Origin of the sequence: Variovorax sp. 350MFTsu5.1 (genome assembly GCF_048302515.1) — a bacterium.
In the GTDB taxonomy this organism is placed as follows: Bacteria; Pseudomonadota; Gammaproteobacteria; order Burkholderiales; family Burkholderiaceae_C; genus Variovorax; species Variovorax guangxiensis.
Genome location: NZ_CP157620.1, coordinates 5,728,567 through 5,751,992, shown reverse-complemented (window position 1 = coordinate 5,751,992; position 23,426 = coordinate 5,728,567). Strand labels below are relative to the sequence as shown.

The following is a 23,426-nucleotide window of genomic DNA, read 5'->3' as shown; positions in this document are numbered from 1 at the left end:
AGCGTCCTTCCGCCTTTTTCGTCCGGCTCGGATCGGCCGCGATCAGAGCATCCGGGAGACCCGGTCCGCCGCTTCGCGCAGCGCGGGCAGCATGGTCTCCTGCATCGCCTTCGCGCTGGTGCGGTTCGCCTGGCCGCTGATGTTGAGCGCGGCCACCATGCGGCCCTGCCTGTCGACCACGGGCGCGGCCACCGAGATCAAGCCCTCCTCGAGTTCCTGGTTCACCAGGCACCACTGCTGCTTGCGCGCCTGCGCGACCTTGGCCATGAGCGCGTCGATGTCGGTGATGGTGTGCCGGGTCAGCGCCTCGATGTTCGAGGCTTCGAGCCGTGCTCGCACCTCGTCGTCGTCGAGGTCCGCCAGCAGCAGCCGGCCCAGCGAGGTGCAGTAGGCCGGCAAGCGCGAGCCCACGCCCAGGTTGATGTGCATGATCTTCTTGGTCGGCACCCGCAGCACGTAGACGATGTCGGTGGCGTCGAGCACGGCGGCCGAGCACGACTCCTGCACCTGCTGCACCAGCGCCTCCATCACCGGCTCGGCGCGGTTCCAGATCGGCATCGACGAGAGATACGCGAAGCCCAGGTCGAGGATGCGCGGCGTGAGCGTGAAGAGCTTGCCGTCGGTCACCACGTAGCCCAGCGTCTGCAGCGTGAGCAGGATGCGCCGTGCGCCCGCGCGCGTCAGCCCGCTGCCGGCGGCCACCTCGCTGAGCGTCTGGTGCGGTGCGTTGGCGCTGAACGAGCGGATCACCTGCAGCCCGCGCGCGAAGGACTGCACGTAGCTGTCGCCGGGGGCCGGTTTCTCGGGTTGTGACGCGTGGGTTGCCATGGTTCGTCTTCCTCTTTAAAATTCATTATACGAACAAATGTTCTTTAGACGAACAAATCGACGGTTTGCAGAATCGGTCGGCGCGTTCAGGCGGATTCGTTTCTTCGTTCCCTTCCCTCACTTCCGGAGACAGGCTTCATGATCAACAAGATCGCGCGCTCGGTCGCCGATGCCCTCGCTGGCATCCCCGACGGCGCCACGGTTCTCATCGGCGGTTTCGGCACCGCCGGCATTCCCAACGAGCTCATCGACGGCCTCGTCGAGCAGGGCGCCAAGGACCTCACCGTCGTCAACAACAACGCCGGCAACGGCGAAACCGGCCTCGCGGCGCTGCTGAAGGCTGGCCGCGTGCGCAAGATCATCTGCAGCTTCCCGCGCCAGGCCGACAGCCAGGTGTTCGACGGGCTCTACCGCAGCGGCAAGATCGAACTCGAACTCGTGCCCCAGGGCAACCTGGCCGAGCGCATCCGCGCCGCGGGTGCCGGCATCGGCGCCTTCTTTTGCCCCACGGGCTACGGCACGCAGCTGGCCGGCAACCGCGAGACCCGCGAGATCGACGGCAAGCAGTACGTGCTCGAATACCCCATCCACGGCGACGTGGCGCTCATCAAGGCGGAGCGCGGCGACCGCTGGGGCAACCTGGTCTACCGCAAGGCGGCACGCAACTTCGGCCCGGTGATGGCCATGGCCGCGAAGAAGACCATCGCCACCGTGCACGACGTCGCCGAGCTCGGCACCCTCGACCCCGAGACCATCGTCACCCCGGGGATCTTCGTGCACCAGGTGGTGCGCATCGAACGCGTCGCCACCCAGGCCGGCGGCTTCAAGAAGGCAGCATGACCATGAGCACGAACTACACCCGCCGCACCAAGGACCAGCTCGCCGCCCGCGTGGCGCAGGACATCTTCGACGGCGCCGTCGTCAACCTGGGCATCGGCCAGCCCACGCTGGTGGCCAACCACCTGCCCAAGGGCCGCGAAGTCATCCTGCAGAGCGAGAACGGCATCCTCGGCATGGGCCCCGCGCCCGAGGCCGGCGAGGAAGACTACGACCTCATCAACGCCGGCAAGCAGCCCGTCACGCTGCTGCCGGGCGGCTCCTTCTTCCACCACTCCGACAGCTTCGCGATGATGCGCGGCGGCCACCTCGACATCTGCGTGCTCGGCGCGTTCCAGGTGTCGGCCACCGGCGATCTCGCCAACTGGCACACCGGCGAGAAGGACGCCATTCCCGCCGTCGGCGGCGCGATGGACCTCGCCATCGGCGCCAAGCAGACCTGGGTCATGATGGACCTGCTCACCAAGCAGGGCGTGAGCAAGCTGGTCAAGGAATGCACCTATCCGCTGACCGGCATCGGCTGCGTCAAGCGCGTCTACTCCGACCTCGCCACGCTCGAGTGCACCCCGCAGGGCCTGAAGCTCGTCGACCTGGTCGACGGCCTGAGCCGCGAGGAGCTCGAGAAGCTCGTGGGTCTGCCCATCGCCGCTTAAGGCGGACAGCCGAACGCAGAAGGACGACAAAAACTACGCAGAAGTCGCAGAGAAGACCATGAAAGCCTTTTATGGTTTTCCTTCTGCGACCTTCGCGTAACCTTCGCGCCCTCTGCGTTCGGTACCCGAATTCAACTTTCCTCAAACAGAGACATCCATGACCAACCAAGCCTTCATCTGCGACGCCGTTCGCACCCCCTTCGGCCGCTACGGCGGCTCGCTCAGCAGCGTGCGCACCGACGACCTCGGCGCCGTGCCGCTGAAGGCGCTGATGGAGCGCAACAAGAACGTCGACTGGCAGGCCGTGAGCGACGTGCTCTACGGCTGCGCCAACCAGGCCGGCGAGGACAACCGCAACGTCGCGCGCATGTCGGCGCTGCTGGCGGGCCTGCCGATCGAACTCGGCGGCGCCACCATCAACCGCCTGTGCGGCTCGGGCCTCGACGCCGTGGGCACCGCGGCACGCGCCATCCGCGCCGGTGAAGCGGGCCTCATGATCGCCGGCGGCGTCGAGAGCATGAGCCGCGCGCCCTTCGTCATGCCCAAGGCCGAGAGCGCCTTCAGCCGCAACAACGCGGTGTACGACACCACCATCGGCTGGCGCTTCGTCAACAAGCTCATGAAGGCGCAGTATGGCGTCGACTCCATGCCCGAGACGGCGGAGAACGTGGCCACCGACTACAAGATCGAGCGCGAGGCGCAGGACCTGATGGCGCTGAACTCGCAGCTGCGCGCCGTGGCCTCGCAGAAGTCGGGCTTCTTCGACGCCGAGATCGTGCCCGTGACCGTGCCGCAGAAGAAGGGCGACGCGATCATCGTCAACAAGGACGAGCATCCGCGCGAAACCAGCCTCGAGTCGCTGGCCAAGCTCAAGGGCGTGGTGCGTCCCGACGGCACCGTCACCGCCGGCAATGCCAGCGGCGTGAACGACGGCGCCTGCGCGCTGCTGCTGGCCGACGAAGCCAGCGCCGCGAAGCACGGCCTCACGCCGCGCGCCCGCGTGGTCGGCATGGCCACCGCCGGCGTCGCGCCGCGCGTGATGGGCATCGGCCCCGCGCCCGCCACGCAGAAGGTGCTGGCGCTCACCGGCCTGAAGCTCGAGCAGATCGACGTCATCGAACTCAACGAAGCCTTCGCCGCGCAGGGCCTGGCCGTGCTGCGCCTGCTGGGCTTGAAGGACGACGACGCGCGCGTCAACATCAACGGCGGCGCCATCGCGCTGGGCCACCCGCTGGGCGCCAGCGGCGCGCGCCTTGCCACCACCGCGGTCAACCAGCTGCACAAGGGCGGCGGCCGCTATGCGCTTTGCACCATGTGCATCGGCGTGGGTCAGGGCATCGCAGTGATCCTCGAGCGCGTCTGACGACAACAGCGCCGCCGATCGGGCGGCCACGCAACGAAAACAACCAGAGAAGCAAGAAGACAAGGCCATCGGCAGCCGCGGCAACAGCGGCCCGATGGCATTTTTTTAACCGAAGAGGATGAAAGAGAAGGATCAGAGGATGAACGACACGTCGACCAGGAAGACAACGCGCCGCGGCGCTGGCCTTGCAACGCTCGCACTGGCCGCAGCGGCGCTGCTGCCCACAACGGCCCTCGCACAGCAGTCCTTTCCCACCAAGCCGGTGCGCATCATCACGCCGTTCCCGGTGGGCGGCGGACCCGACGGCGTGGCGCGGCTGGTGGCCGACAAGCTCTCGCGCGCATGGGGCCAGCCGGTGGTGGTCGAGAACCGCCCCGGTGGAAACGGCTTCATCGCCATCGACGCTTTCAAACGCGGCGCGAAGGACGGCCACGACATCATCGTGCTCGACAACGTTCACCTTGCCGCGTACCCGGCGCTCTTCAAGAAGCTGCCCTACGACACCGCCAAGGACTTCGACGCGCTGCTGCCGCTGTTCAAGACCTACTTCTTCTTCACCGTCGCCACCAACAGCAAGTACAAGACCATCGGCGACCTGATCGCCGACGCCAAGGCCAACCCCGGCAAGCTCGACTACGGCTCCTGGTCGGTCGGCAATCCGGTGCACCTGGGCTCGGAGCTCTTCGAGTCGGCCACCGGCACGCAGATGGAGCACATCGTCTACAAGGAGACCACGCAGCTCTACACCTCGGTCGCCACCGGCGAGCTGGCCTTCGCGCTGGGCAGCAGCGCCACCGCCGGCCCGCTGCAGCGCGCGAACAAGCTGCGCTTCCTGGCCGCTGCCGCGCCCCAGCGCGTGGCGGCCTTCCCCGACGTGCCGACGGTCGGCGAGTCGGGCGGCCCGAAGGGCTTCGAGGTCATCGGCTGGAACGCCATCGCCGTGCCGAAGGGCCTGCCCGCATCGGTCACCGAGAAGATCAAGCGCGACATCGAGAAGGGGCTGGCAGAGCCCGACGTGCTGGAGAAGTTCAAGAGCTTCGGCTACGAGCCCTTCCCGACCACGCGCCCGCAGTTCGACGAGTTCGTGGCGAGCGAGACGAAGCGTTTCACCGACGTGATCCGCAAGGCGAACGTCTCGCTGGACTGATCGCTAGGCCTGGCGCCGCGCTGCCACGTGCAGCGTGTGCACGCGCGCCTGGTCAGGCAGAGGGCTGCCCCAGCCCTCGGGCAGCTCGTGCAGCACCGCCTTCGCGTCGAGCGAACGGATCGCCACCGAGCTGTCGGCGGGAATGCGCCCCTGCGCCAGCAGCGCCTCGTAGCGCAGGGCGCTCACCCGAAGGAACGAGGCAAAGTTGCCGACTTCGCCGCGCGCGGCCACCAGCTCGTCGTAGAGCCGCTCGATGAGCTGCACCACGACCATGCCGTCGCGCCGCGCGATTTCTTCCAGCACCTGCCAGAACAGGTTCTCCAGCCGGATGCTGGTGACGACGCCGTGCAGCCGCACCGAGCGCGTGCGCGCGTCATAGCTCTGCGGATCGGCACTGATGAAGACTTCGCACATGGTGGCTGTCTCCTTTGCTTGAAGGAAGGTGGGCGACGCCGCACTGTAGCGCCGCGCCGCCCGCCGGGAGTTCAATGCTCGATGCGCGTGCCCAGCACCACGAGGAACTGCGAGAGCCATGCCGGGTGCGCCGGCCATGCGGGCGCGGTGACCAGGTTGCGGTCGGTCACGGCCTGGTCGACCGGGATGCCCATGTACTCGGCGCCCGCAAGTTCCACCTCCACCTGGCAGGCCGGATAGGCCGACACCTTGCGGCCCTTGAGCAGGCCCGTGGCCGCGAGCAGCTGGGCGCCGTGGCACACCGCCGCCAGCGGCTTGTCGGCGGCCAGGAAGTGCCGAGCGATCTCGACCACGCGGGTGTTCATGCGCAGGTACTCCGGCGCGCGGCCGCCCGGAATGACCAGCGCGTCGTAGGCCTCGGGGCGGACGTCGGCGAAGTTGGCGTTCAGCGTGAAGCGGTGGCCCGGCTTTTCGCTGTAGGTCTGGGCACCCTCGAAATCGTGGATGGCGGTGTGGACCCAGTCGCCGGCCTTCTTGTCCGGCGCCACCGCATGCACCGTGTGGCCCACGGCCAGCAGGGCCTGGAAAGGCACCATGGTTTCGTAGTCTTCGGCGTAGTCGCCGCAGAGCATCAGGATCTTGCGCGCCATGTCTCTTGTCTCCTTCGGATGAGGTTGGAATGCGGCCCGGCGCACCGGGCGCGGGCCGTTTCCGGATTATTCGAAGGAGCAGGGCGCGGCGGGTAGCAGCCGGCTGTGACCGCGGCCCGGCGCCGTGGCTTCAGATGATGGTCGCGCGCACGCCGCGTGCCACCGTGGGCGCGATGCCGGCGTAGAAGAAGCCCAGGTCGTCCTCGGGGCCGTTGGTGGCCCGTCCGCGCACCTTGCCCATCACGCACACGCCGACCTGCGATTCGCCCTCGCCGATGACGAGCACGAAGGGGTTGTCCTCGTCGCCGCGCAGGTAGCGCCCGCCGAACTCGCGGCGCGCGACCTCGAAGACGTAGGCCGATGCGAGGAAGTGCAGATCCTCCGGCAGCGGCGCCTGCTGCTTGAAGAAGTCGTCGAGCACGCGGTCGACAAGCGCCAGCGAGGGGGCCGTGTAGTCGAGCCGGGAGCCGTCGATGGGCGCGCCGGGCTGCGAGAAGGCGCCGACGAAGTCCTTGGCCTGCGAGGCCATGCCTTCCTCCAGCGTCGCGGGCATGGCGGGTTTCTTCTTCAGGAAATCGAACATTCCCATGGTTGCGGTTTTCCCTTCGTTCTTTCCGATGGAGACAGGGGGACGGTCCGGGTGTGGCCCGGGCGACTGTCTCAGAAGCGATGGCCCGCGCGCAAGCCCGAAGTGCATTCGCGGCGCAGGAAAGGGGCGGACCGGGCCGCGTCAGTTAACAGAAGTTCGCAGAGGCTGCAGGGTGCGCGCGAGAGCTGGTGCTCGGGGCGGGGGCGTCACGGATCTGCCTTTTGCGCTGAATAGCCTCGCTCAGGGTTTTCCCGTATCCCCGGGCAAGCCTCTTACGGACCGACAGACAACTCACAGAAAAGACCGAACCATGAAGACCTCCCAGATCGCCCTCGCTGCCGCGCTCGCCCTGCTCGCCATCGCTTCCGTGCCCGCCCAGGCCCAGCAGCGCACGCGCGAAGCCGTCGAAGCCGAAGCCGTCGCCGCCGCCCACGCCAAGGACCAGAACGTTACGCGCGGTTCGCGCGGCGCCGATCCGTTCACGTCCACGGCCGATGCCGAGGCCATGTACAGGCAGGCCGTCGAGACCGCCCACGCGCCCAACCAGAACGTGACGCGCGGCTCGCGCGGCGCGGACCCGTTCACCTCCAGCCGCGACCCGGCGCAGGTCTACCAGGAAGCCATGGCCACCGCCGCGGCGCCCGACCAGAACGTGACCAGCGGCTCGCGCGTCAACAGCAAGGTCATCTCGACCATGCAGAACCCGGTGCTGCAATCGGCACAAGGCAAGTAAGCCGGCGGGCCGTGGCCCCGAAGACGGGAGACGCCGCCGCTATGCGTTGCGTGCGCGGCGCGCGGGTTCGGCCTGATGCAGAAAGCCGGTGAAGGTGTCCGGCGGCGACGAGCCCGTGAGCCGGGTCAGTATCCGGCCGACTTCTCCACGGTGATAGCCCGCGTGAGTCGCCACGTGGGCCAGCATTTCCTCGCGCGACATCCGGCCCGGCGCGCCGTCGGTGAAGGTGAACTCGATGCCTTCCTCCAGCTCGCGCGGGTTCAGGCGCGCGACGTAGTCGATGTACCAGCGATCGGTTTCCCGCACCGCCTCGCCCAGCGTTTCCAGCGGCGGCGGCTCGGGCGCGCCGGTCGCGGTGTGGCCGTGTGCCTTGCGCTGCACGTTAGCGACGAAGATGCGGTCGACGATGAGGCCGTGGTTGAGCACGCGCGCGGCCGCGCGGTACTCGTCGGCCGGGCCGTTGGCCGCCAGATCGGCCAGGGCCGCCAGCAGGCCCTCGTCGGCCCAGGCCTTGTAGCGGAACAGCGAGGCCAGAAGCGTCTGCGTACTCATCACAATCTCCCTTCGGACAGTTGAACGCACGCCTGGCGTGCGCTCCCATTCTTGAGTGGAGCCTCGAACTTGGGTACTCGCATTCCCCCACAGCGCAGGACCATGCGCAAAGCGCCCCGGCAGCAGCGTTCGCGCGTCACGGTGGACGCCATCGTCGAGGCCGCAACTCGCGTTCTGGCGCGCCGCGGATGGGCGCGGTTCACCACCAACGAGATCGCGGCGGTGGCTGGCGTCAGCGTCGGCTCGCTCTACCAGTACTTCCCGGACAAGCTGGCCATCGCCGAGGCGATACGGCAGCGTCACCTCGACGAGGTGCTGGCGGCGTTGAACGGTTCCGATGCGGATGTCGACGCTTCGGCTCCGCTTTCGCGCCGCGTGGAGCGCTTCGTCGACGGGGTCATCGCCGCCCATTCGGTCGACCAGGCGCTGCACCGCGTGCTCGTCGACGAGGTGCCGCTCGCCGCGCGCTCGACCTACCCCGAGTTCGAGGCCGAATACCAGCGCCGCTACCGGGCACTCGTCGTTGAAAGCGGTGGGCCGGGAGACGGCGCCGATGCCGACATCGCAGCCCGCATGCTCTCGTCCGCGGTCGAAGGCGCGGTCCACGCGGCGGCGCGCCGCGGCGACCTGGATGCTCCGGCGATGAGGACCGAACTCCTCAGGCTGGTGCTGGCCTATCTGGGCGACCGCCAGCGTACGGACTGAAGCTCCATCGGCATGCGGGTTGCCGGTGTGGACACCGCCCCCGGACCCTGACCACAATGCCCCGGCCCCGTGCCGTCGCGGGTGCTGAAAGGTCATCGCAATGAAAAAAATGCTCGTGCCGGCTTGCCTGGCCCTGGCTCAGATGATGGTCGTGCAGGTGGCGTCCGCCCAGTCTTCCGGCGAAGCCGATCCGGCGCAGGGCAAGGCGCGGCCCACGGCGCCCACCACCAGGGCGGAGCGCGCCGAGGCTCGCAAGGAGCGCCGCATGGATGGCGCAGCCGCCGCCCGTGGGCCGCAGATGCAGGAGGGCGAGGTGCGCGCGACGACCGCACCGAAGATGTCGAGGGAAGAGCGCCGGGCCGCCGCGGCCAAGCGCCGTGCGGCGAACCGCGAGGCCATGAAGGCGGGCCAGCTCTCGCGCGGCGGCAGCGGCGACGCGCCCGAAAAGCAGAAGAAGCCCTGAGGCCGCACGGGCCGTCAGGCCCAGGCCTTGGCCGAGCGCAGCTGCAGCAGCGCCAGCATCCGGGCCTCTTCCGCGTCGCGCAGGCTCTTGGCTGCACGGCTGGCGGCGTACGTCACGTAGAGCGTGTCGATCGCTTTCGCCCAGCACTGGGCCGTCTGGTAGGGGCTGTTGGGGTTTCCCGGACCTGCGGGCACGGTGTATCCGGCCTTGCGCAGGATGTTGGCTTTGTGTTCGGTGCTCAGCATGTCGTGCCCCCCGATTCGATGGCGTGAGGAGCACGGTACTCGCGATGCGCTGCGTGCGCTATTGGCTACAAGACGTATCCGGATGTAGGAAAACACAGCGGAAAACAAGCCATAAGTATTAGATGGCGTCGCCTGATTGCCACACGAGCGTGGCAGCGGCCAGGTCTTCCAGCGCGCTGCCGACGGCCTTGAACACGGTGCGCCCGGCATCGTTCGTGCGGCCAGGGTGCTCCCCGCGGCACAGCATCGCCAGCGTGCCCTGCACCTCCTCCGCGCGCAGCGTGCCGGCGGCCATCGCGTCGAGCAGGTCACCGGATTTCTGCAGCGCCTCCTCGGTGTCGACCCAGGTCAGGGCGCCATCGAAGCACCGGGCGTCGGCTTCGCGCATCGCGGGCGTGAAGCTGCCGATCAGGTCCAGGTGCGAGCCCGGTGCCAGCCACTCGCCGCGCACCAGCGGCGAGGTGGCCAGCGTGGCGCAGCTCACGATGTCGGCCTGACGCACGGCGGCTTCCAGATCCGTTGCCGCCCGCGCATTCCAGCCCTCGGCGCGCCATTGGACGGCCAGCGCTTGCGCGCCTTCCGGCCGGTGGTTCCACACCCACAGTTCGTCGATGGGCCGCACGCTCGCATGCGCGGCGGGCAGCATGCGTGCGATGCGGCCGGTGCCCAGCACCAGCAGCCGGCGCGCATCGGCGCGCGCCAGGAACGACGCGCCCAGCGCCGAGGCCGCGGCCGTGCGGCGCGCGGTGATCTCGTTGCCGTCCATCATCGCCAGCGGCACGCCGGTGCGCGCGTCGTACAGCACGTAGGTCGCATGCAGGCCGGGCAGTCCGCGCTCGCTGTTGCCAGGGAAGATGTTGATCGTCTTGATGCCGAGGAAGCCCGCGTCGCTCCATGCCGGCATGATGAGCACGGTGCCCTTGCCGCTGGCGCCGGCTGTGGTGTCGATGGCGTGCACGTGGCGCGGCGGCACCTGGGCGCCCGCCGCGAAGGCCGCGCGCAGCGCGGGTACCAGCCGGTCGAAGGCCAGCGGCGCACGGGTGGCGGCTTCGTCGAAATGCTTCATGGCAGTCGTCATTGCTGTAGCGGGTGCAGTGCCGACTCGAAGAACTCGGTCAGCGCCTTGCGGTAGGCCGCGCCATAGCGCAGGGCCGTCATCGGTTCGAGATGCGCGGCGCCCGGCGCCTCGATCAGCCGCTTGGGCTCGCGCGCGTCGGCCAGCAGCCGCTTGGAGTGCGAGGGCGGAATCACCTGGTCGGCCGTGCCGTGGATCAGCAGCAGCGGAATGGGCGATATGGCCGCCACGTATTTCGAGGCCGCGTACTCGTCGCTCACCAGCAGGCCGGCGCCGCTGAGCTTCTCGTTGGCGATCGACGAGTAGGAATAGAAGGTCGACTCGATGGCCGCGGCCTTCACGCCCGCGCGGTTGCCCGAGCCCACCACCGCGATCGCGTTGGTGCCGCCCAGGCTCTGTCCGAAGACGAAGAGCCGCTCGGGGTCCACGTCCTTGCGCGAGCGCACGTAGTTCAGCGCGGCGTTCGAATCCTCGAAGACGCCCTTGGGCTCGGGCTTGCCTTCCGACTGGCCGTAGCCGCGGTAGTCGAACACGAACACGTTGTAGTCCCGCTTCGGCAGCCAGGCCACGAAGCGCCAGTGCGTGCTCATGTTCTGCGCGTTGCCGTGGAAGTGCACCACCGTGCCCTTGGCCTCCTTCGGGTTCTGCCGGTTCTCGGCGGGCAGGAACCAGCCGCTCAGGCGTGTGCCGTCGGCGCTGGCGAACTGCACGTTCTCGTAGCGCATGCCGAGAGCCTCGGGGGTCTCGTAGCGCACGCTGTCCGGGTAATAGAACATCGACTGCACGCAGCCGCCCAGCATGAGCGGCAGCGTGCACAGCGCCAGCCTTGCGAACCACCGACGCAGCGCGCCGCCCTTCATGAAAGCCGTCCGCCGGCGGATGCCGCGCGGTTCTCCGCGAGCATGTTGCAGAAGAGCGCGCCCTGCTCGATGGCGTCGTCGAGCGCCACGTGCGTGTGCGGCAGGCCGGCGTCGAACCAGCGCCGCGGCATGGCGCGCTTGGTGCTGTCGCGGTAGTCGAGCTTGAGCATCGCCATTGCGAACGACTTGACGTCGAGCGCCGAATGGCTGAACGGGCTCTCGCCCGCGAATCGCATCAGGTACCAGTAGACGAAGAGGAAGTCGAAGCCCGCCGGATAGGCGACGAACACCGGCCGCGCTTTCAGGCCCTTGAGCCAGCCCACGTAGTTCTTCATGGCGTGGGCGGGGTCCTGAAGATCGGTGCGGCATGCGGCCCAGGCCTCGGGCTGGGTCTTCCACCATGCGGCGGTCTTCGGATCGGCTTGCGCGCCGGGCAGCGTGTGAAGGTTGGCGCTGAATGTGGAAACGAGTTGCTTGTCGGCCGTGTAGGCGGCCGAGCCGAAGCTGAGCATCGAGTTCGGGCCGGGGATGGGGCCATCGGATTCGACGTCTGTGCTTATGTAGATTTCTGACATGTGTTGTTCTTATCGGATGGAGGGTATTGGCTGGATTGCACGCTGCAGATGAAAGACGTGCATGTCCCGCCAGTTGCCCGTCGAGTTCTCGATCAGCGCGACTTCCGTGCAACTCGCATGCACGGCTCCCGACGCGGCAAGCCGGGCCTGCAGTTCGACCGCCGCAGCATCCGCATCGGATGCACTGCCATGCGCAACCGACAGATGCGCAACGATGCTGTCGTGCTCGCCGCCATACGGAGGAAAGTCGGGAAACGCTTCCACGAGCGCTCGCGTCATTTCGATGAAAGGTGCCGCAGGCTCCGGCGCGAGGTACGCGGTTTCCGGAAAACGCCCGACCCTGTTCAGCGTGAAGGAGAACGAAGTCGTCCGATTCAAGGCCAGCCTCGCACGCTCCAGGACTTCGGGCGTGATCCGCGCCGGGTCCATGAAAGGAACGAGCACCGTGATGTGTGCAGGCACTCCGAGGGCCACGGTGGCGTCGTAGAGGCGGCGCAGATCGCCCACCATGGGCTCGGCGGCGGGAACCTTCACGGCGAATGCGGAGATGGCCATGGCGGCGGAGGATAGCTCAGGCGTTCGCGATCCGGCCCCATTCCAGGCCGTGCTTGGCAAGGTACTTGCGCAGCCGGTCGGCGTCGTTCACCACGCTGCGCTGCGCGCGCGAAGCCTGGAAGAGCTGGCGGCCCGCATCCGACAGGCTGCGTGACTGACGGCAGACGCGCACCACTGCTTCGAGCTGCAGGCGGTCGAAGAGATCGAGTGCGGCGCTGCGTTCCTCGCCGAGCAGGGCGTCGAGGTCCACGCCTTCGCCAGCGGCCGGCATTGCGCCTGCGTGCTTCCACAGCCAGCGCAGCCGCGCGATCTCGGCTTCCACCAGGGCGACCGGAATGCGTCCGCCGTCGGCCAGCGTGGCCAGCCGTGTCACGCTGGCAGACAGGTCGCGGAAGTTGCCGCTCCAGATCGCCTCGCCGCTTTGCGCGAAGCGCAAGTAGGCGGCGCGCGCCTCGGCGTTGAAGCGCACCACGCGGTTGTTCTCGGCGGCGTGGAGGGCCAGCAGATGGTCGACGTTGGGCTCGATGTCCTCCGGCCGCTGCGCGAGGCCGGGCAGGTCGTAGGTCCAGAGGTTGATGCGCGCGAACAGGTCTTCGCGAAAGCGCCCCTCGGCCACGTCGCTGCGCAGGTCGCGGTTGGTGCCGGCGATCAGCTGGAAGTCGCTTTCCACCTCCTTGTCGGCACCCACGGGGAAGAAGCGCTTCTCCTCGATGGCCTTCAGCAGCATCGCCTGCTCGTCGAGGCCGAGCTCGCCGATCTCGTCGAGGAAAAGGGCTCCCTGGTGCGCGGTGCGCAGCAGGCCCGCGCGGTCGGCGGCGGCGCCCGTGAAGGAGCCCTTCTTATGGCCGAAGAGCGTGGACGCCGCGCCGTCGCCGCGCAGCGTCGCGCAGTTCACTTCGACGAAAGGCCCCGTCATCTGGTGGCGCGACTGCTTCAGCTCGAACATGCGCCGCGCCAGGAACGACTTGCCCGCGCCCGTCGGCCCCACCAGCAGGATGGGCGCGCGCGAGCGCACCGCCACGCGCTCGATTTCGTCGATCAGCGCGTTGAAGCGCGCGTTGCGCGTGGCGATGCCGCTCTTCAGGAAGGCGACCGCGTCGCGCTGCTCCGCGTCGAAGCGCCGCGCGATCACGTCATAGCGAGACAGGTCGAGGTCGATCAGCGTGCACTTGCCGGCTTCGCCCTCGCGCTGCTTCTTCGGCGGCGATGTCTGCGCCAGCACGCCTGGAACCACGCGCGATTCGGACAGCAGGAACATGCAGATCTGCGCGACGTGCGTGCCGGTGGTGATGTGCGTCCAGTACTGCTCGCGCTCGGTGTCGAAGCTGTAGCCGCGCGCCCAGTCGTAAAGGCGCGTGTAGACCTCGCCGAAGTCCCAGGGGTCCGCCAGGTCGAGCGGCACAAGGTTGACCGTGGTCTCGGGCGACACGGTGGCGATGTCGGCCTTCACCACCTCGGCCAGCGCCTTGTGCCGCAGCGTGTAGAGCAACTCCATGCGCGAGACCACCATGTCCTCGTGCTGCGCGAGCGAGACGGTGGGGCGCCACTTGTTCCAGCGGCCCGCGCCCTGGCCGGCATCGAGCTGGGTGCCGAGGAAGCCGATGACGACGATTAGCTTCATGAATAAAGATCTAGCTAAATTTATAGAAATCGGTTGAATGCTAGCAGATCGAATATGACGTGCACCGGTCGATAAAGAAGAATTTGTCTATTCATATCAACGGCTTGCGTGAGTTTCGAACGCTTTTTTGCCTCTCTCGCCGTCGCCTGGCACGCTGGGTGCAATAGACAACCCGTCGGATGCAGTTCATCCGCTCGCAGGTGCCGCGTGAAAGCGGCCCGGTGCCGCAGGCCAGATCCTGTCTTGGGCTCGCGGTATGCCGCTGTTGAACTGGCTGGCAACTGAACTTGTTTCAGTTCTGCTCATGGTTGAGCACCGTGCCAACCGCACGGCGTTGTGGGTTCGATTCCCGCGAAAAACCCTGGCGGTGCTCGCACCGCCATCTGATGGGGCGAAAGCCCCCCGCCCCGGCACACCGGAGCGATGGCGCAAGGCCCTCAAAGCCTTGCGGCGCGCGACACAGTGCCAAGCGCAGGCGGCTTGCGCACCGCGTGCGTGGCAAGGAACTGCGTGTGGCCATCGACGGCAAGGGAGGTGAGGACGTTGCGATGCAACGACGGGAGGCACCTACCGAACCGCGCGACCGCCGCATGACAGGCCTTGACCGCCGCAGTGTCCGCCGCCTGCCCTTTCGAGGGCCTGGATTGAATGAATGGATGAATGACGACTGGCCGACGAGAACGAAACGAACAGTCGAACCGAACAAAGAGGAGAAAAAGAATGCTGGGCTTCAACCAATACACCATCAAGAAGAACGAACGCGCACTGCTGCTGCGCAACGGCGACTTCGAGCGACTGCTCGGACCTGGAAAGCACCGCGTGTTCGCGGGCTTCGACACCGTCCAGCTGCAACGCTTCTCGCTCGCCGAGCCGGTGTTCGAGCACGAGCTGGCCGACTACTTCCTGGCACGCGAGCCGGAGCTGGTCGAACGCGAGTTCGTGCAGGTGTCGCTGGGCGAAACCCAGGTCGGCCTGCGTCATGAGGAGGGCGTGCTTGTGCAGATCCTGCCGCCCTCCACCCGCAAGCTCTACTGGCGTGGGCTGCGCGAGCAGCGCATCGACGTGATCGATGTTTCCGCCGATGCGCGTCTGCCGGCCGAGTTGCTGGCAAAGCTGCAGAGCGTGGCCTTGCGTCCGCGCGCGGTGCAGGGGCTCGAGGGCGTACTGCTGGTGCAGGTGCCAGAGTTCCATGCCGGTGTGCTGACGCTCGAAGGGCAGATGCAGGCCTTGCTGCCGCCTGGAAACCACGGTTTCTGGCGCTTCAACCGTCAGGTGTCGGTGACCTCCGTGGACCTGCGTTCGCAGATCGCCGAAGTGAGCGGCCAGGAGATCCTGACCCGCGACAAGGTGGGGCTGCGGCTGAACCTGTCGGCGGTATGGCGTTTCCTCGACGTGCGGCAGGCCCTGGCGCAGATGCCCAAGCCGGCGGAGCACGTGTATCGCGAGCTGCAGTTCGGTCTGCGTGCCGCGGTCGGCGAGCAGACCCTCGACGCGCTGCTGGAGAACAAGGCAGCCATCGACCAGACCGTGCTGGCGCAGGTGCGCGAGCGGCTGGAAGGCTCGGGAGTCATGCTGGAAAGCGTGGGCGTGAAGGACATCATCCTGCCGGGCGAGATGAAGACCATCCTTGCGCAGGTGGTGGAGGCCGAGAAGTCGGCCCAGGCCAACGTGATCCGTCGCCGCGAGGAAACCGCGGCCACGCGCTCGCTGCTGAACACCGCCAAGGTGATGGAGGGCAACCCCGTCGCGTTGCGGATGAAGGAACTTGAAACGCTGGAACGTGTGGCCGAGCGGATCGACAAGATCTCGGTGGTCGGCGGTCTGGACCAGGTGCTCAACGGACTGGTGACGCTTCGGCCGAACGGTTCCTGAGTTCTGAAGGAAAAAAGGGATACGGGCACGCAGGCACAGAAGGGAGCGCCACTGCCAAAAATGTTGATATTGCCGGCAGTCCGGGTAGCACCGGATGCGGCGGGCAAGTCGGTCGACGAGCAAGGTTGAGGATGCAGGTGCTGGCTCCGATGACGGGTCTGTCACTGGCGCGCGTTTCCAATCGTCGACTGGGCCGCTGGATTGAAACACCACGGTCGCCGTATTGATGCGGGTTCGAATCCCGCCGTGTCCACCAGTCGTTCGTGAAGAATGAATAGATAGATAGCCAAAGAGAGAGAAAGAAAAATGGAACAGAGCAAGAACTACAACCTGCACGAAGTCGACAACGGCGTTCCCGTGAAGATGTGGACCCGCGGCGTGCCAGTGGAAGACGAGGCGCAGAAGCAGCTCGAGAACGCCGCCCGCCTGCCCATCGTGTTCAAGCACATCGCGGCCATGCCCGACGTGCACTACGGCATCGGCGCAACGGTGGGTTCGGTGATCCCGACCTTCAAGGCCATCATCCCGGCCGCGGTGGGCGTGGACATCGGCTGCGGAATGATGGCGTGCAAGACCACGCTGCATGCCAACGACCTGCCCGACAACCTGGCGCCGCTGCGCTCGGCGATCGAGAAGGCCGTGCCGCACGGCTCGAACCCCAAGCGCATGGGCCGCGACAAGGGTTCGTGGGAGACGCCTCCCAACGAGACCGACGTGGCCTGGGCCGGCCTGGTGGACGAGTTCGACGCGATCTGCGAGGACTACCCGCGCCTGAAGAACACCAACAACCACAAGCACCTGGGAACGCTGGGTACGGGCAACCACTTCATCGAGGTGTGCCTGGACGAAGCTGGCTCCGTGTGGTTCATGCTGCACTCGGGTTCGCGCGGCGTGGGCAACGCCATCGGCACGCACTTCATCGAACTCGCGAAGAAGGACGCCGAGCAGCACCAGCGCAACCTGCCCGACCAGGACCTGGCGTACTTCGAGGAAGGCGCCAAGTACTTCGGCGACTACGTGCGCGCGGTGGGCTGGGCCCAGAAGTTCGCGCGAGCGAACCGCGAAGTGATGATGCAGCGCGTGGTCGCGGCCGCGCGCAAGGTCATCACCAAGCCGTTCGAAGCGCACGTGGAAGCGGTGAACTGCCACCACAACTACGTGAGCCGCGAAACGCACTTCGGCGAAGACGTGCTCGTGACCCGCAAGGGCGCGGTGAGTGCCAAGGCCGGCGAGCTGGGAATCATCCCCGGCAGCATGGGCGCCAAGAGCTACATCGTGCGCGGAAAGGGCAACCCCGAGAGCTTCATGAGCTGCAGCCACGGCGCCGGTCGAAAGATGAGCCGCACCAAGGCCAAGAAGCTCTACACGGTGGCCGACCAGATCGCCGCGACCGAAGGCGTGGAATGCCGAAAGGACGCCGACGTGATCGACGAGATTCCGATGGCCTACAAGGACATCGACGCGGTGATGGATGCGCAGAAGGACCTGGTGGAGGTGGTCTACACGCTCAAGCAGGTCGTATGCGTGAAGGGATGAATTCGAGGCCGGTGCACGGCCTCATGGCTGGGGTGACGTAGGGAGGAGGGCTCGGGCCCTCCTTCGCGGCACCTCGCGTTTGGGAAAGGTCCGAGAGATGAAGAAGAGCAACAAGCAGCGCCGTGCCGAGATCAAGGCGCGGCGCCTCGAGCGAGCCGCAGCAGCGTCGGCCGCGCATCTGCGCGAGAAAGATGTCCGCCTGCCGCAGCCCGATTTCGGGTCCGCGCTCGGCTGCGAGCCGGCTGATCGGTTCGTCCTGGAGCAATACAACAACACCTATGGGGTGCTGCCTGCGTTCTATGCAGCCCGCCCCTTCACCTGCCGCGATTGCGGCGCCGAAGAAGTGTGGACGGCCAAGCAGCAGAAGTGGTGGTATGAGGTCGTGCACGGGCATATCGATAGCCGCGCCGTGCGATGCCTCGCATGTCGACGTGCACGGCGCGAGCGACTGCGCAACGCGCCGCCGGGTGCGAGCCTCCTGCGCGAACAGACGGATCGCCTTCGTGCGCTGGGCGACGCAAAACCGACCGCGAGCGCCGTCGCCGAAATCGAGGCTGCGCTTGAATGCAAATGGTGGAGCCTGCGCGTCGTGGCGATCCAGACCATGGCTCGCTGGGGAGGCGAAGCGAACCTCGCCAAGCTGCATGAGTTGATGGCGGCTCGTCCCGAGGGAGGTCGCCGATACTTTGCCTGGGAGCGCGTTGCCGCCGATGCGGCAAGGAGCGCGCTGCTGAACAGGGAGCGATGGCCTTGACGACGATGATGAAACTGACTTTCCTGGGGACCTCTTCCGGCACCCCCACGCGCCACCGCAACGTCTCCGGGCTTGCGGTGCAGACGGTGCTTGGCGCCGACTGGTTCCTGGTCGATTGCGGCGAGGGTACGCAGCACCGCGTGCTGCAGACCCCGCTGTCGCTGAATGACCTGGCCGCCGTCTGCATCACGCATGTGCATGGCGACCATTGCTATGGCCTGCCGGGATTGCTCGCGAGTGCCGGCATGGGCAAGCGCACGAAGCCGCTGAAGCTGATCGCGCCGCTGCCGGTGTGGGAATGGTTCGAGGCCACGCGACGGCTGACCGACCTGCATCTGCCCTACGAGGTGGAGCATGTCGATCTGGAGAACGAAGCGCTGGTGTACGACATGCCCGGTTTGCGCATCGAGCGCCACGTGCTGCGGCATCGCGTGCCGAGCCACGCCTATCGCGTGCAGGTCGAGACGCGGCGCGTGCGGCTCAAGACCGAGGCGCTGCGGGCTGTCGGACTGCCGCCCGGTCCGGCATGGCGTGCGCTTCAGAACGGCGAGGATGTGTCATTCAACGGCGAGACGCTGCACAGCGCTGATTTCGTGGATACGCAGGTCGACACGGCCGTCGCCGTGCTCGGCGGAGACAACGCCGAGCCGGCGATGCTCCATGAAGCCTGCCAGGGCGCGCAGCTGCTGGTGCATGAAGCCACGTTCACGCAGGACGCGCTCGACAAGGTCGGCCCCGGGCCGATGCACAGCTCGGCGCGCCTGCTGGCCGAGTTCGCGCAGTCCGTCGAAGTGCCGAACCTGATCCTCACGCACTTCAGCGCGCGCCACCAGAACGGGGAAGGCATGGCGGCGCTGATGGCCGAGACGCTGGCGCACTACCGCGGCCATGCGTTCCTGGCCAACGACCTTGATGTCTACGAGCTCGACAGTGCCGGCAAGGTGACCGTCACGCGGGCCTGACGAAAGAAAGAAGAAGAAAGAAGAATCGAAGATGAGTACCGAAGAAGAATTCCTGCGCTCCGCCCATCCGATCGAGCCCGCCATGCGCGCGCAGATCATGGAGGCCCTGCGCGACATCGAGGCGAAGCACGACGTGAGTGTGCTGTTCGCCTGCGAATCCGGCAGCCGAGGCTGGGGCTTCGCCTCGCCCGACAGCGACTACGACGTGCGCTTCATCTACGTCAACCGCCTGCCGTGGTATCTCACGGTGGCGCCGCGCCGCGACGTGATCGAGGTGCCGATCAGCGGCGACCTCGACATCAACGGATGGGACCTGCGCAAGGCCCTGGGCCTGATGCGCGAGTCGAACCCGACGCTGCTCGAATGGCTGCGCTCGCCCGTCGTGTACCGCGACGACGCGACGGCGATGCCGCGCTTTCGCGAACTGTCGGAGGCGGTGTTCTCCAACGCGCGCGGCTGGCACCACTACAGCTCGATGGCGAGGAAGAACTTCCGCGAGCACCTGCAGGCCGACGAGGTGCGCTACAAGAAATACCTCTACGTGCTTCGTCCGCTGCTGGCCGCGCGCTGGATCCGCTCGCAGCCCGGTGTGCCGCCTATGCGCTTCGCCGACCTTGCGCAGCGCACGCTCGACCCGGTGCGCGACGCCGCGCTGATCGGCGAGATCAACGCGCTGCTCGAAGTGAAGATGCGCGCCGGCGAGGCCGCGACCAGCCCGCGCTGGCCCGGCATCCACGCGTTCATCGAGTCGGAGCTGGCAGCCAATGCCGCGCAGCCGGTGACGCCGCTGCCGCAGTCCGAGCAGGCCGGCCTCGATGCCTTCCTGTACGAAACGGTCCTGCGTTTCGAAGCGAAGAAGAGCGAGAAGGAGGCCGCGCATGGTTGAACTCGACGGCTCCCAAGGTGAGGGCGGCGGCCAGATCCTGCGCACCAGCCTCGCGCTGTCGATGGTCACGGGCCAGCCCATGTCCATCGAGAAGATCCGCGCAGGCCGCGCCAAGCCGGGCCTGATGCGCCAGCACCTCGCGTGCGTGAACGCGGCGGCCGCGATCAGCGGCGCGGAAGTCGATGGCGCCGAGCTGGGTTCGCAGTCGCTGCGTTTCGTGCCCGGCACAGTGCGCGCGGGCGAGTATCGCTTCGCGATCTCGGGCGCCGGCAGCTGCATGCTGGTGCTGCAGACCGTGCTGCCGCCGCTGCTGCTGGCCGGCGCGCAGAGCCGCGTGCATCTGAGCGGCGGCACGCACAACCCGATGGCGCCGCCGTTCCACTTCCTGGAGCGCGCGTTCGCGCCGCTGGTGCGCCGGCTCGGCGCCGACCTGCAGCTGACGCTGCGCCGCTGCGGTTTCTATCCGGCCGGCGGCGGCGAGGTCGAGGCGGCCATCGTGCCTGCGGCTGGTGCGCTGCAGCCCTTCGACCTGATGGCGCGCGGCGCGAATCTCTCTAGCTATGCGGAGTGCCTGGCACCGGGCATCCCGCGCCATGTGCCGACGCGCGAGCTCGACACGCTGGGTGGCGCAATGGGCTGGTCGAGCGAGCAACTGCGCTTCGGCTCGGTGCGCCAGAACGAAGGCCCGGGCAACGCGCTGCTGGCCACGCTGGCCTACGAGCACGTGACGGAGGTGTTCACCGCCTTCGGCGAGAAGTCGCTGAGCGCAGAGCAGGTCGCGCATGGGCTGGTGAAGGAACTGCGCTCTTTCCAGAAGAGCGAGGCGGCTGTCGGTCCGCACCTGGCGGACCAGCTGGCGCTGCTGCTGGCGCTCGCCGCGTGGCAAAGCAGGAAGGCCGGCGCCTTCACCTGCAGCGAGGTGACGGAGCACACGCGTACCAACTGCGCGGTGATCGAGCGCTTCCTGCCGGTGCGCTTCGCGATCGCCGAGAGCCGCCAGGCCTGTACGGTGCAGGTCTCGCCTGCCTGAAGCAGGCAAACGGGTGCCACCCGCTCAGGCGAGCGGCGTGGCGTTCGCGTACAGGCGCAGCAGCATCGCGCGCAGTGTCTTCACTTCGGCTGCAGTGAAGTCCGAGGTCGCGACGGCCTCGTAGTGCTGCGCGAGCGGAATCAGCTCCAGCGTCAACGCAAGGCCGCGCTCGGTGAGCGCGATGCGCACCGCGCGCTTGTCGGTGTCGCACTTCTCGCGCGCCACCAGTTCATGCGAAGCCAGCCGGTCGACGATGCGCGACAGCGCCGACAGGTCGGTCGATGCGTGCGTGGCCAGTTCCGACAGCGTCTGCCGCGGCGTGTGCTGCAGCGAGGCGCAAACACGCCATTCGCTCAGGCTCAGTCCGTAGGGTTTGAGCGCCTTCGCGAAGGCGTTGCCCATGCGAGCGCCGGCGCGTGCGAGGAGGAAGGGGATGGCCTTCTCGAGGTCGTGGTCTTGGGGGAGGGTTTTCATCTAGACATGCTTGATCAATCAAGTATATAGTCCGCCGCAATTACTTGAATAATCAAGCAAATACGGAGATGAAAATGAGCCGGACGCCTTCCCGCCGCGGTGCCATCGCATGGGCCGTTTCACTTTCCCTGCTGTCGGCGCTGCCGCCGGCTCATGCGCAGGGCGCGGCGAAATGGCCGTCCCAGGCCGTGCGCTTCGTGGTGCCGTTTCCGGCGGGCTCCGCGCCCGACGTGCTGATCCGCCACGTCGGCGCCAGGCTCGGCGAGAAGTGGGGGCAGGGCGTGATCGTCGACAACAAGCCCGGCGGCAGCGGCGTGATCGGCATGAACGCGATCCTCGCGGCGCCGATCGACGGCTACACCTTCGGCTTCGTGCAGGGCTCGGCGATCTCGGTGGCGCCCAGCACCATCAGGGGCGTGAGCTACGACTTCAACCGCGACTTCGTGCCCGTCACGCTCGCGGCCGTCGCGCCTTTCATGCTCGCGGTGCCCGCCAATTCGCCGTACAAGACACTGGCCGACTTCATCGCCGCCGCGCGTGCCAGGCCGCAGGGCATCGAGGTGGCCGACAACGGACGCGGCACGGCGCCGCATCTCGCGTCGGCGCTGCTGGGCCTGCAGTCGGGCGCGCAGTTCCTCGAAGTGCACTACCCGGGCGGTGCGCAGGCCATGCAGGCCACGCTGGGCGGCCAGACCCAGATGATGGTCGAGACCTACAACGTGGTCGCCGGCAACGTGCAGGGCGGCCGCATGCGCGTGCTGGCCAGCATGGGCGACCGCGTGGAAGCCGGGCTGGAGCAGTTCCCGCTAGCGAGCAAGACAGTGCCCGGCGCCGTCGCGCACGGCTGGTTCGCCGTCATCGCGAAGAAGGGCGTCGATCCGCAGGTGCTCGCCAGGCTCAACAAGGACATGAACGAAGCCCTGCTCTTGCCCGACGTGGTGGCCAAGTCGCGCGAGCTCGGCACCTATCCGAGGCCCGGCACCCCCGAACAGCTGGCGCGCTACATCGCCGAGGACCGCAAGACCTGGCAGGACGTGCTGGACAAGCTCAACATCAAACCGGAGTGATTTCCCCAATGAAGAACAAGATTGCGCTCGAAGAGCATTTCGCGATCGACATGACCATCGGCGACTCGCAGGTCTACGCCCGCCCCGAGGTGTGGCAGACGCTGAAGAGCAACCTGCTCGACTTCGAGCAGCAGCGCATCGAGCAGATGGACGAGTGGGGCACCGAGCTGTCCATCCTCTCGCTCAACTCGCCGGCGGTGCAGGGCATTCCCGACGCACGGCGCGCCATCGACGTGGCCCGCCGCGCCAACGACGTGCTTGCCGAGCAGATCGCCCGCCACCCGACGCGCTTCGGCGGTTTCGCCGCGCTGCCCATGCAGGACCCGCAGGCTGCCGCGCGCGAGCTGGAACGCTGCGTCACGCAGCTGGGCTTTCACGGCTTCCTGGTCAACGGCTTCTCGCAGGTGGGAGACGAGAACACCGTCGTCTACTACGACGATCCGCGCTTCGCCGATTTCTGGGCCGTGGCCGCGGCGCTGAAGAAGCCCTTCTACATGCACCCGCGCGATCCGCTGCTCGGCCGCGAGCCCATCTACGAAGGCGCGCACTGGCTCACCGGCCCGACCTGGGCCTTCGCGGTGGAAACGGGCATCCACGCGCTGCGACTGCTCTCGAGCGGCCTCTTCGACCGCCACCCGGAGCTGCAGATGATCCTCGGCCACTTCGGCGAAGGCATCCCGTTCAACATCTGGCGCGTGGACCACATCCTGCGCAAGGGCCGCCGCGGCATGCCCTGCGACAGGGAGATCGGCGACTACCTGCGAAGCAACGTCCACATCACGACCAGCGGCAACTTCCGCACGCCGACGCTGCTGTCGACCATGCTCGAGGTGGGCGCGGACCGCATCATGTATTCGGTCGACTACCCGTTCGAGAAGCACGAGGACGCGGCGCGCTGGTTCGACAGGTGCGAGATCAGCGAGAACGACCGCCGCAAGATCGGCCGCGACAACGCGGTCAAGCTCTTCGGGCTGAAGTGA

The 23,426-nt window shown here is 67.3% G+C and carries 27 protein-coding genes; 15 read left to right on the top strand and 12 right to left on the bottom strand.

The window, feature by feature from the left end; genetic code table 11:
* Positions 1-42: 42 nt before the first annotated feature.
* Positions 43-828: an IclR family transcriptional regulator domain-containing protein gene (locus tag ABL843_RS26330; RefSeq protein ID WP_418117863.1), complete on the bottom strand. Its 786-nt coding sequence runs from the start codon at positions 826-828 to the stop codon at positions 43-45.
* 138 nt (positions 829-966) lie between these two features.
* Between ABL843_RS26330 and ABL843_RS26325 the strand changes: the two genes are divergently transcribed.
* The 4 genes from ABL843_RS26325 to ABL843_RS26310 all read left to right on the top strand — a co-directional run bounded on the left by ABL843_RS26325 (position 967) and on the right by ABL843_RS26310 (position 4,828).
* Complete coding sequence (locus ABL843_RS26325) at positions 967-1,668, top strand: 3-oxoacid CoA-transferase subunit A (RefSeq protein WP_184640757.1); 702 nt, start codon at positions 967-969, stop codon at positions 1,666-1,668.
* Positions 1,665-2,318 (top strand): 3-oxoacid CoA-transferase subunit B, encoded by a 654-nt coding sequence (locus ABL843_RS26320; RefSeq protein WP_126025627.1) that lies wholly within the window; start codon positions 1,665-1,667, stop codon positions 2,316-2,318. The genes ABL843_RS26325 and ABL843_RS26320 overlap by 4 nt, the downstream gene beginning before the upstream one ends.
* Before the next feature lie 157 nt (positions 2,319-2,475).
* Positions 2,476-3,681 (top strand): 3-oxoadipyl-CoA thiolase, encoded by a 1,206-nt coding sequence (gene pcaF, locus ABL843_RS26315; RefSeq protein WP_126025626.1) that lies wholly within the window; start codon positions 2,476-2,478, stop codon positions 3,679-3,681.
* A 139-nt stretch (positions 3,682-3,820) separates the two neighbouring features.
* A complete protein-coding gene (locus tag ABL843_RS26310; RefSeq protein WP_418117862.1) occupies positions 3,821-4,828 on the top strand; it encodes a Bug family tripartite tricarboxylate transporter substrate binding protein in 1,008 nt (335 codons plus the stop codon).
* A gap of 3 nt (positions 4,829-4,831) precedes the next feature.
* On the opposite strand, the gene ABL843_RS26305 is transcribed toward ABL843_RS26310, so the two are convergent.
* The 3 genes from ABL843_RS26305 to ABL843_RS26295 form a co-directional block, all read right to left on the bottom strand.
* The gene (locus tag ABL843_RS26305) at positions 4,832-5,242 is read right to left on the bottom strand and encodes a ribbon-helix-helix domain-containing protein (protein ID WP_418117861.1); all 411 of its coding nucleotides are present in this window, start codon (positions 5,240-5,242) and stop codon (positions 4,832-4,834) included.
* A 71-nt stretch (positions 5,243-5,313) separates the two neighbouring features.
* Entirely contained in the window at positions 5,314-5,892 is a 579-nt protein-coding gene (locus ABL843_RS26300) for a DJ-1/PfpI family protein (protein ID WP_126025623.1), read from the bottom strand.
* 130 nt (positions 5,893-6,022) lie between these two features.
* Positions 6,023-6,481, bottom strand: a complete 459-nt coding sequence (locus ABL843_RS26295; protein ID WP_418117860.1) for a hypothetical protein — start codon at positions 6,479-6,481, stop codon at positions 6,023-6,025.
* A gap of 310 nt (positions 6,482-6,791) precedes the next feature.
* On the opposite strand from ABL843_RS26295, the gene ABL843_RS26290 reads away from it, so the two are divergent.
* Entirely contained in the window at positions 6,792-7,214 is a 423-nt protein-coding gene (locus ABL843_RS26290) for a hypothetical protein (RefSeq protein WP_369660839.1), read from the top strand.
* 39 nt (positions 7,215-7,253) lie between these two features.
* On the opposite strand, the gene ABL843_RS26285 is transcribed toward ABL843_RS26290, so the two are convergent.
* Positions 7,254-7,766, bottom strand: coding sequence for a DinB family protein (locus ABL843_RS26285; protein WP_418117859.1), 513 nt, complete (start codon positions 7,764-7,766; stop codon positions 7,254-7,256).
* 102 nt (positions 7,767-7,868) lie between these two features.
* Between ABL843_RS26285 and ABL843_RS26280 the strand changes: the two genes are divergently transcribed.
* Both ABL843_RS26280 and ABL843_RS26275 read left to right on the top strand, forming a co-directional pair.
* Positions 7,869-8,471, top strand: a complete 603-nt coding sequence (locus tag ABL843_RS26280; RefSeq protein ID WP_184640752.1) for a TetR/AcrR family transcriptional regulator — start codon at positions 7,869-7,871, stop codon at positions 8,469-8,471.
* A 100-nt stretch (positions 8,472-8,571) separates the two neighbouring features.
* Positions 8,572-8,934 (top strand): hypothetical protein, encoded by a 363-nt coding sequence (locus tag ABL843_RS26275; protein WP_418117858.1) that lies wholly within the window; start codon positions 8,572-8,574, stop codon positions 8,932-8,934.
* Between the two features lie 14 nt (positions 8,935-8,948).
* On the opposite strand, the gene ABL843_RS26270 is transcribed toward ABL843_RS26275, so the two are convergent.
* The 6 genes from ABL843_RS26270 to rtcR all read right to left on the bottom strand — a co-directional run bounded on the left by ABL843_RS26270 (position 8,949) and on the right by rtcR (position 13,865).
* A complete protein-coding gene (locus tag ABL843_RS26270; RefSeq protein WP_126025617.1) occupies positions 8,949-9,179 on the bottom strand; it encodes a hypothetical protein in 231 nt (76 codons plus the stop codon).
* Positions 9,180-9,297: 118 nt separating this feature from the next.
* On the bottom strand, positions 9,298-10,245 hold the full coding sequence (locus ABL843_RS26265) for an ornithine cyclodeaminase family protein (protein WP_418117857.1): 948 nt from the start codon (positions 10,243-10,245) through the stop codon (positions 9,298-9,300).
* 8 nt (positions 10,246-10,253) lie between these two features.
* Positions 10,254-11,114 carry an alpha/beta hydrolase gene (locus ABL843_RS26260; RefSeq protein WP_184640749.1) on the bottom strand — a complete coding sequence of 287 codons (861 nt, stop codon included), beginning with the start codon at positions 11,112-11,114 and terminating at the stop codon, positions 10,254-10,256.
* The gene (locus ABL843_RS26255) at positions 11,111-11,689 is read right to left on the bottom strand and encodes an exonuclease (protein ID WP_184640748.1); all 579 of its coding nucleotides are present in this window, start codon (positions 11,687-11,689) and stop codon (positions 11,111-11,113) included. Before ABL843_RS26255 ends, ABL843_RS26260 begins: the two co-directional genes overlap by 4 nt.
* Before the next feature lie 9 nt (positions 11,690-11,698).
* Positions 11,699-12,244, bottom strand: coding sequence for a 2'-5' RNA ligase family protein (locus ABL843_RS26250; protein WP_369660845.1), 546 nt, complete (start codon positions 12,242-12,244; stop codon positions 11,699-11,701).
* A gap of 16 nt (positions 12,245-12,260) precedes the next feature.
* A complete protein-coding gene (gene rtcR / locus ABL843_RS26245) occupies positions 12,261-13,865 on the bottom strand; it encodes an RNA repair transcriptional activator RtcR (protein ID WP_418117855.1) in 1,605 nt (534 codons plus the stop codon).
* A gap of 720 nt (positions 13,866-14,585) precedes the next feature.
* Between rtcR and ABL843_RS26240 the strand changes: the two genes are divergently transcribed.
* The 6 genes from ABL843_RS26240 (at position 14,586) to rtcA (ending at position 20,905) form a co-directional block, all read left to right on the top strand.
* A complete protein-coding gene (locus ABL843_RS26240) occupies positions 14,586-15,737 on the top strand; it encodes a slipin family protein (RefSeq protein ID WP_418117853.1) in 1,152 nt (383 codons plus the stop codon).
* Positions 15,738-16,043: 306 nt separating this feature from the next.
* Positions 16,044-17,273, top strand: coding sequence for an RtcB family protein (locus ABL843_RS26235; protein WP_418117851.1), 1,230 nt, complete (start codon positions 16,044-16,046; stop codon positions 17,271-17,273).
* Positions 17,274-17,370: 97 nt separating this feature from the next.
* The gene (locus ABL843_RS26230; protein WP_418117850.1) at positions 17,371-18,027 is read left to right on the top strand and encodes a zinc-ribbon domain containing protein; all 657 of its coding nucleotides are present in this window, start codon (positions 17,371-17,373) and stop codon (positions 18,025-18,027) included.
* A gap of 5 nt (positions 18,028-18,032) precedes the next feature.
* Positions 18,033-18,989 (top strand): MBL fold metallo-hydrolase, encoded by a 957-nt coding sequence (locus ABL843_RS26225; RefSeq protein ID WP_418117849.1) that lies wholly within the window; start codon positions 18,033-18,035, stop codon positions 18,987-18,989.
* Positions 18,990-19,020: 31 nt separating this feature from the next.
* The gene (locus tag ABL843_RS26220; RefSeq protein WP_418117848.1) at positions 19,021-19,875 is read left to right on the top strand and encodes a nucleotidyltransferase domain-containing protein; all 855 of its coding nucleotides are present in this window, start codon (positions 19,021-19,023) and stop codon (positions 19,873-19,875) included.
* Positions 19,868-20,905, top strand: coding sequence for an RNA 3'-terminal phosphate cyclase (gene rtcA / locus ABL843_RS26215; protein WP_418117847.1), 1,038 nt, complete (start codon positions 19,868-19,870; stop codon positions 20,903-20,905). Before ABL843_RS26220 ends, rtcA begins: the two co-directional genes overlap by 8 nt.
* Positions 20,906-20,929: 24 nt before the next feature.
* Here the strand turns inward: rtcA and ABL843_RS26210 are convergent, their stop codons facing one another.
* Positions 20,930-21,379 (bottom strand): MarR family winged helix-turn-helix transcriptional regulator, encoded by a 450-nt coding sequence (locus ABL843_RS26210; protein ID WP_126025605.1) that lies wholly within the window; start codon positions 21,377-21,379, stop codon positions 20,930-20,932.
* A 74-nt stretch (positions 21,380-21,453) separates the two neighbouring features.
* On the opposite strand from ABL843_RS26210, the gene ABL843_RS26205 reads away from it, so the two are divergent.
* Both ABL843_RS26205 and ABL843_RS26200 read left to right on the top strand, forming a co-directional pair.
* Positions 21,454-22,446, top strand: a complete 993-nt coding sequence (locus ABL843_RS26205; protein WP_418117846.1) for a Bug family tripartite tricarboxylate transporter substrate binding protein — start codon at positions 21,454-21,456, stop codon at positions 22,444-22,446.
* 8 nt (positions 22,447-22,454) lie between these two features.
* On the top strand, positions 22,455-23,426 hold the full coding sequence (locus ABL843_RS26200) for an amidohydrolase family protein (protein ID WP_418117845.1): 972 nt from the start codon (positions 22,455-22,457) through the stop codon (positions 23,424-23,426).

What these genes read in the sequence shown, in the direction of transcription:
- ABL843_RS26330 (WP_418117863.1), bottom strand. Translation starts at nt 828, where the DNA reads ATGGCAACCCACGCGTCACAACCCGAGAAACCGGCCCCCGGCGACAGC.
- ABL843_RS26325 (WP_184640757.1), top strand. Translation starts at nt 967, where the DNA reads ATGATCAACAAGATCGCGCGCTCGGTCGCCGATGCCCTCGCTGGCATC.
- ABL843_RS26320 (WP_126025627.1), top strand. Translation starts at nt 1,665, where the DNA reads ATGACCATGAGCACGAACTACACCCGCCGCACCAAGGACCAGCTCGCC.
- pcaF (WP_126025626.1), top strand. Translation starts at nt 2,476, where the DNA reads ATGACCAACCAAGCCTTCATCTGCGACGCCGTTCGCACCCCCTTCGGC.
- ABL843_RS26310 (WP_418117862.1), top strand. Translation starts at nt 3,821, where the DNA reads ATGAACGACACGTCGACCAGGAAGACAACGCGCCGCGGCGCTGGCCTT.
- ABL843_RS26305 (WP_418117861.1), bottom strand. Translation starts at nt 5,242, where the DNA reads ATGTGCGAAGTCTTCATCAGTGCCGATCCGCAGAGCTATGACGCGCGC.
- ABL843_RS26300 (WP_126025623.1), bottom strand. Translation starts at nt 5,892, where the DNA reads ATGGCGCGCAAGATCCTGATGCTCTGCGGCGACTACGCCGAAGACTAC.
- ABL843_RS26295 (WP_418117860.1), bottom strand. Translation starts at nt 6,481, where the DNA reads ATGGGAATGTTCGATTTCCTGAAGAAGAAACCCGCCATGCCCGCGACG.
- ABL843_RS26290 (WP_369660839.1), top strand. Translation starts at nt 6,792, where the DNA reads ATGAAGACCTCCCAGATCGCCCTCGCTGCCGCGCTCGCCCTGCTCGCC.
- ABL843_RS26285 (WP_418117859.1), bottom strand. Translation starts at nt 7,766, where the DNA reads ATGAGTACGCAGACGCTTCTGGCCTCGCTGTTCCGCTACAAGGCCTGG.
- ABL843_RS26280 (WP_184640752.1), top strand. Translation starts at nt 7,869, where the DNA reads ATGCGCAAAGCGCCCCGGCAGCAGCGTTCGCGCGTCACGGTGGACGCC.
- ABL843_RS26275 (WP_418117858.1), top strand. Translation starts at nt 8,572, where the DNA reads ATGAAAAAAATGCTCGTGCCGGCTTGCCTGGCCCTGGCTCAGATGATG.
- ABL843_RS26270 (WP_126025617.1), bottom strand. Translation starts at nt 9,179, where the DNA reads ATGCTGAGCACCGAACACAAAGCCAACATCCTGCGCAAGGCCGGATAC.
- ABL843_RS26265 (WP_418117857.1), bottom strand. Translation starts at nt 10,245, where the DNA reads ATGAAGCATTTCGACGAAGCCGCCACCCGTGCGCCGCTGGCCTTCGAC.
- ABL843_RS26260 (WP_184640749.1), bottom strand. Translation starts at nt 11,114, where the DNA reads ATGAAGGGCGGCGCGCTGCGTCGGTGGTTCGCAAGGCTGGCGCTGTGC.
- ABL843_RS26255 (WP_184640748.1), bottom strand. Translation starts at nt 11,689, where the DNA reads ATGTCAGAAATCTACATAAGCACAGACGTCGAATCCGATGGCCCCATC.
- ABL843_RS26250 (WP_369660845.1), bottom strand. Translation starts at nt 12,244, where the DNA reads ATGGCCATCTCCGCATTCGCCGTGAAGGTTCCCGCCGCCGAGCCCATG.
- rtcR (WP_418117855.1), bottom strand. Translation starts at nt 13,865, where the DNA reads ATGAAGCTAATCGTCGTCATCGGCTTCCTCGGCACCCAGCTCGATGCC.
- ABL843_RS26240 (WP_418117853.1), top strand. Translation starts at nt 14,586, where the DNA reads ATGCTGGGCTTCAACCAATACACCATCAAGAAGAACGAACGCGCACTG.
- ABL843_RS26235 (WP_418117851.1), top strand. Translation starts at nt 16,044, where the DNA reads ATGGAACAGAGCAAGAACTACAACCTGCACGAAGTCGACAACGGCGTT.
- ABL843_RS26230 (WP_418117850.1), top strand. Translation starts at nt 17,371, where the DNA reads ATGAAGAAGAGCAACAAGCAGCGCCGTGCCGAGATCAAGGCGCGGCGC.
- ABL843_RS26225 (WP_418117849.1), top strand. Translation starts at nt 18,033, where the DNA reads ATGATGAAACTGACTTTCCTGGGGACCTCTTCCGGCACCCCCACGCGC.
- ABL843_RS26220 (WP_418117848.1), top strand. Translation starts at nt 19,021, where the DNA reads ATGAGTACCGAAGAAGAATTCCTGCGCTCCGCCCATCCGATCGAGCCC.
- rtcA (WP_418117847.1), top strand. Translation starts at nt 19,868, where the DNA reads ATGGTTGAACTCGACGGCTCCCAAGGTGAGGGCGGCGGCCAGATCCTG.
- ABL843_RS26210 (WP_126025605.1), bottom strand. Translation starts at nt 21,379, where the DNA reads ATGAAAACCCTCCCCCAAGACCACGACCTCGAGAAGGCCATCCCCTTC.
- ABL843_RS26205 (WP_418117846.1), top strand. Translation starts at nt 21,454, where the DNA reads ATGAGCCGGACGCCTTCCCGCCGCGGTGCCATCGCATGGGCCGTTTCA.
- ABL843_RS26200 (WP_418117845.1), top strand. Translation starts at nt 22,455, where the DNA reads ATGAAGAACAAGATTGCGCTCGAAGAGCATTTCGCGATCGACATGACC.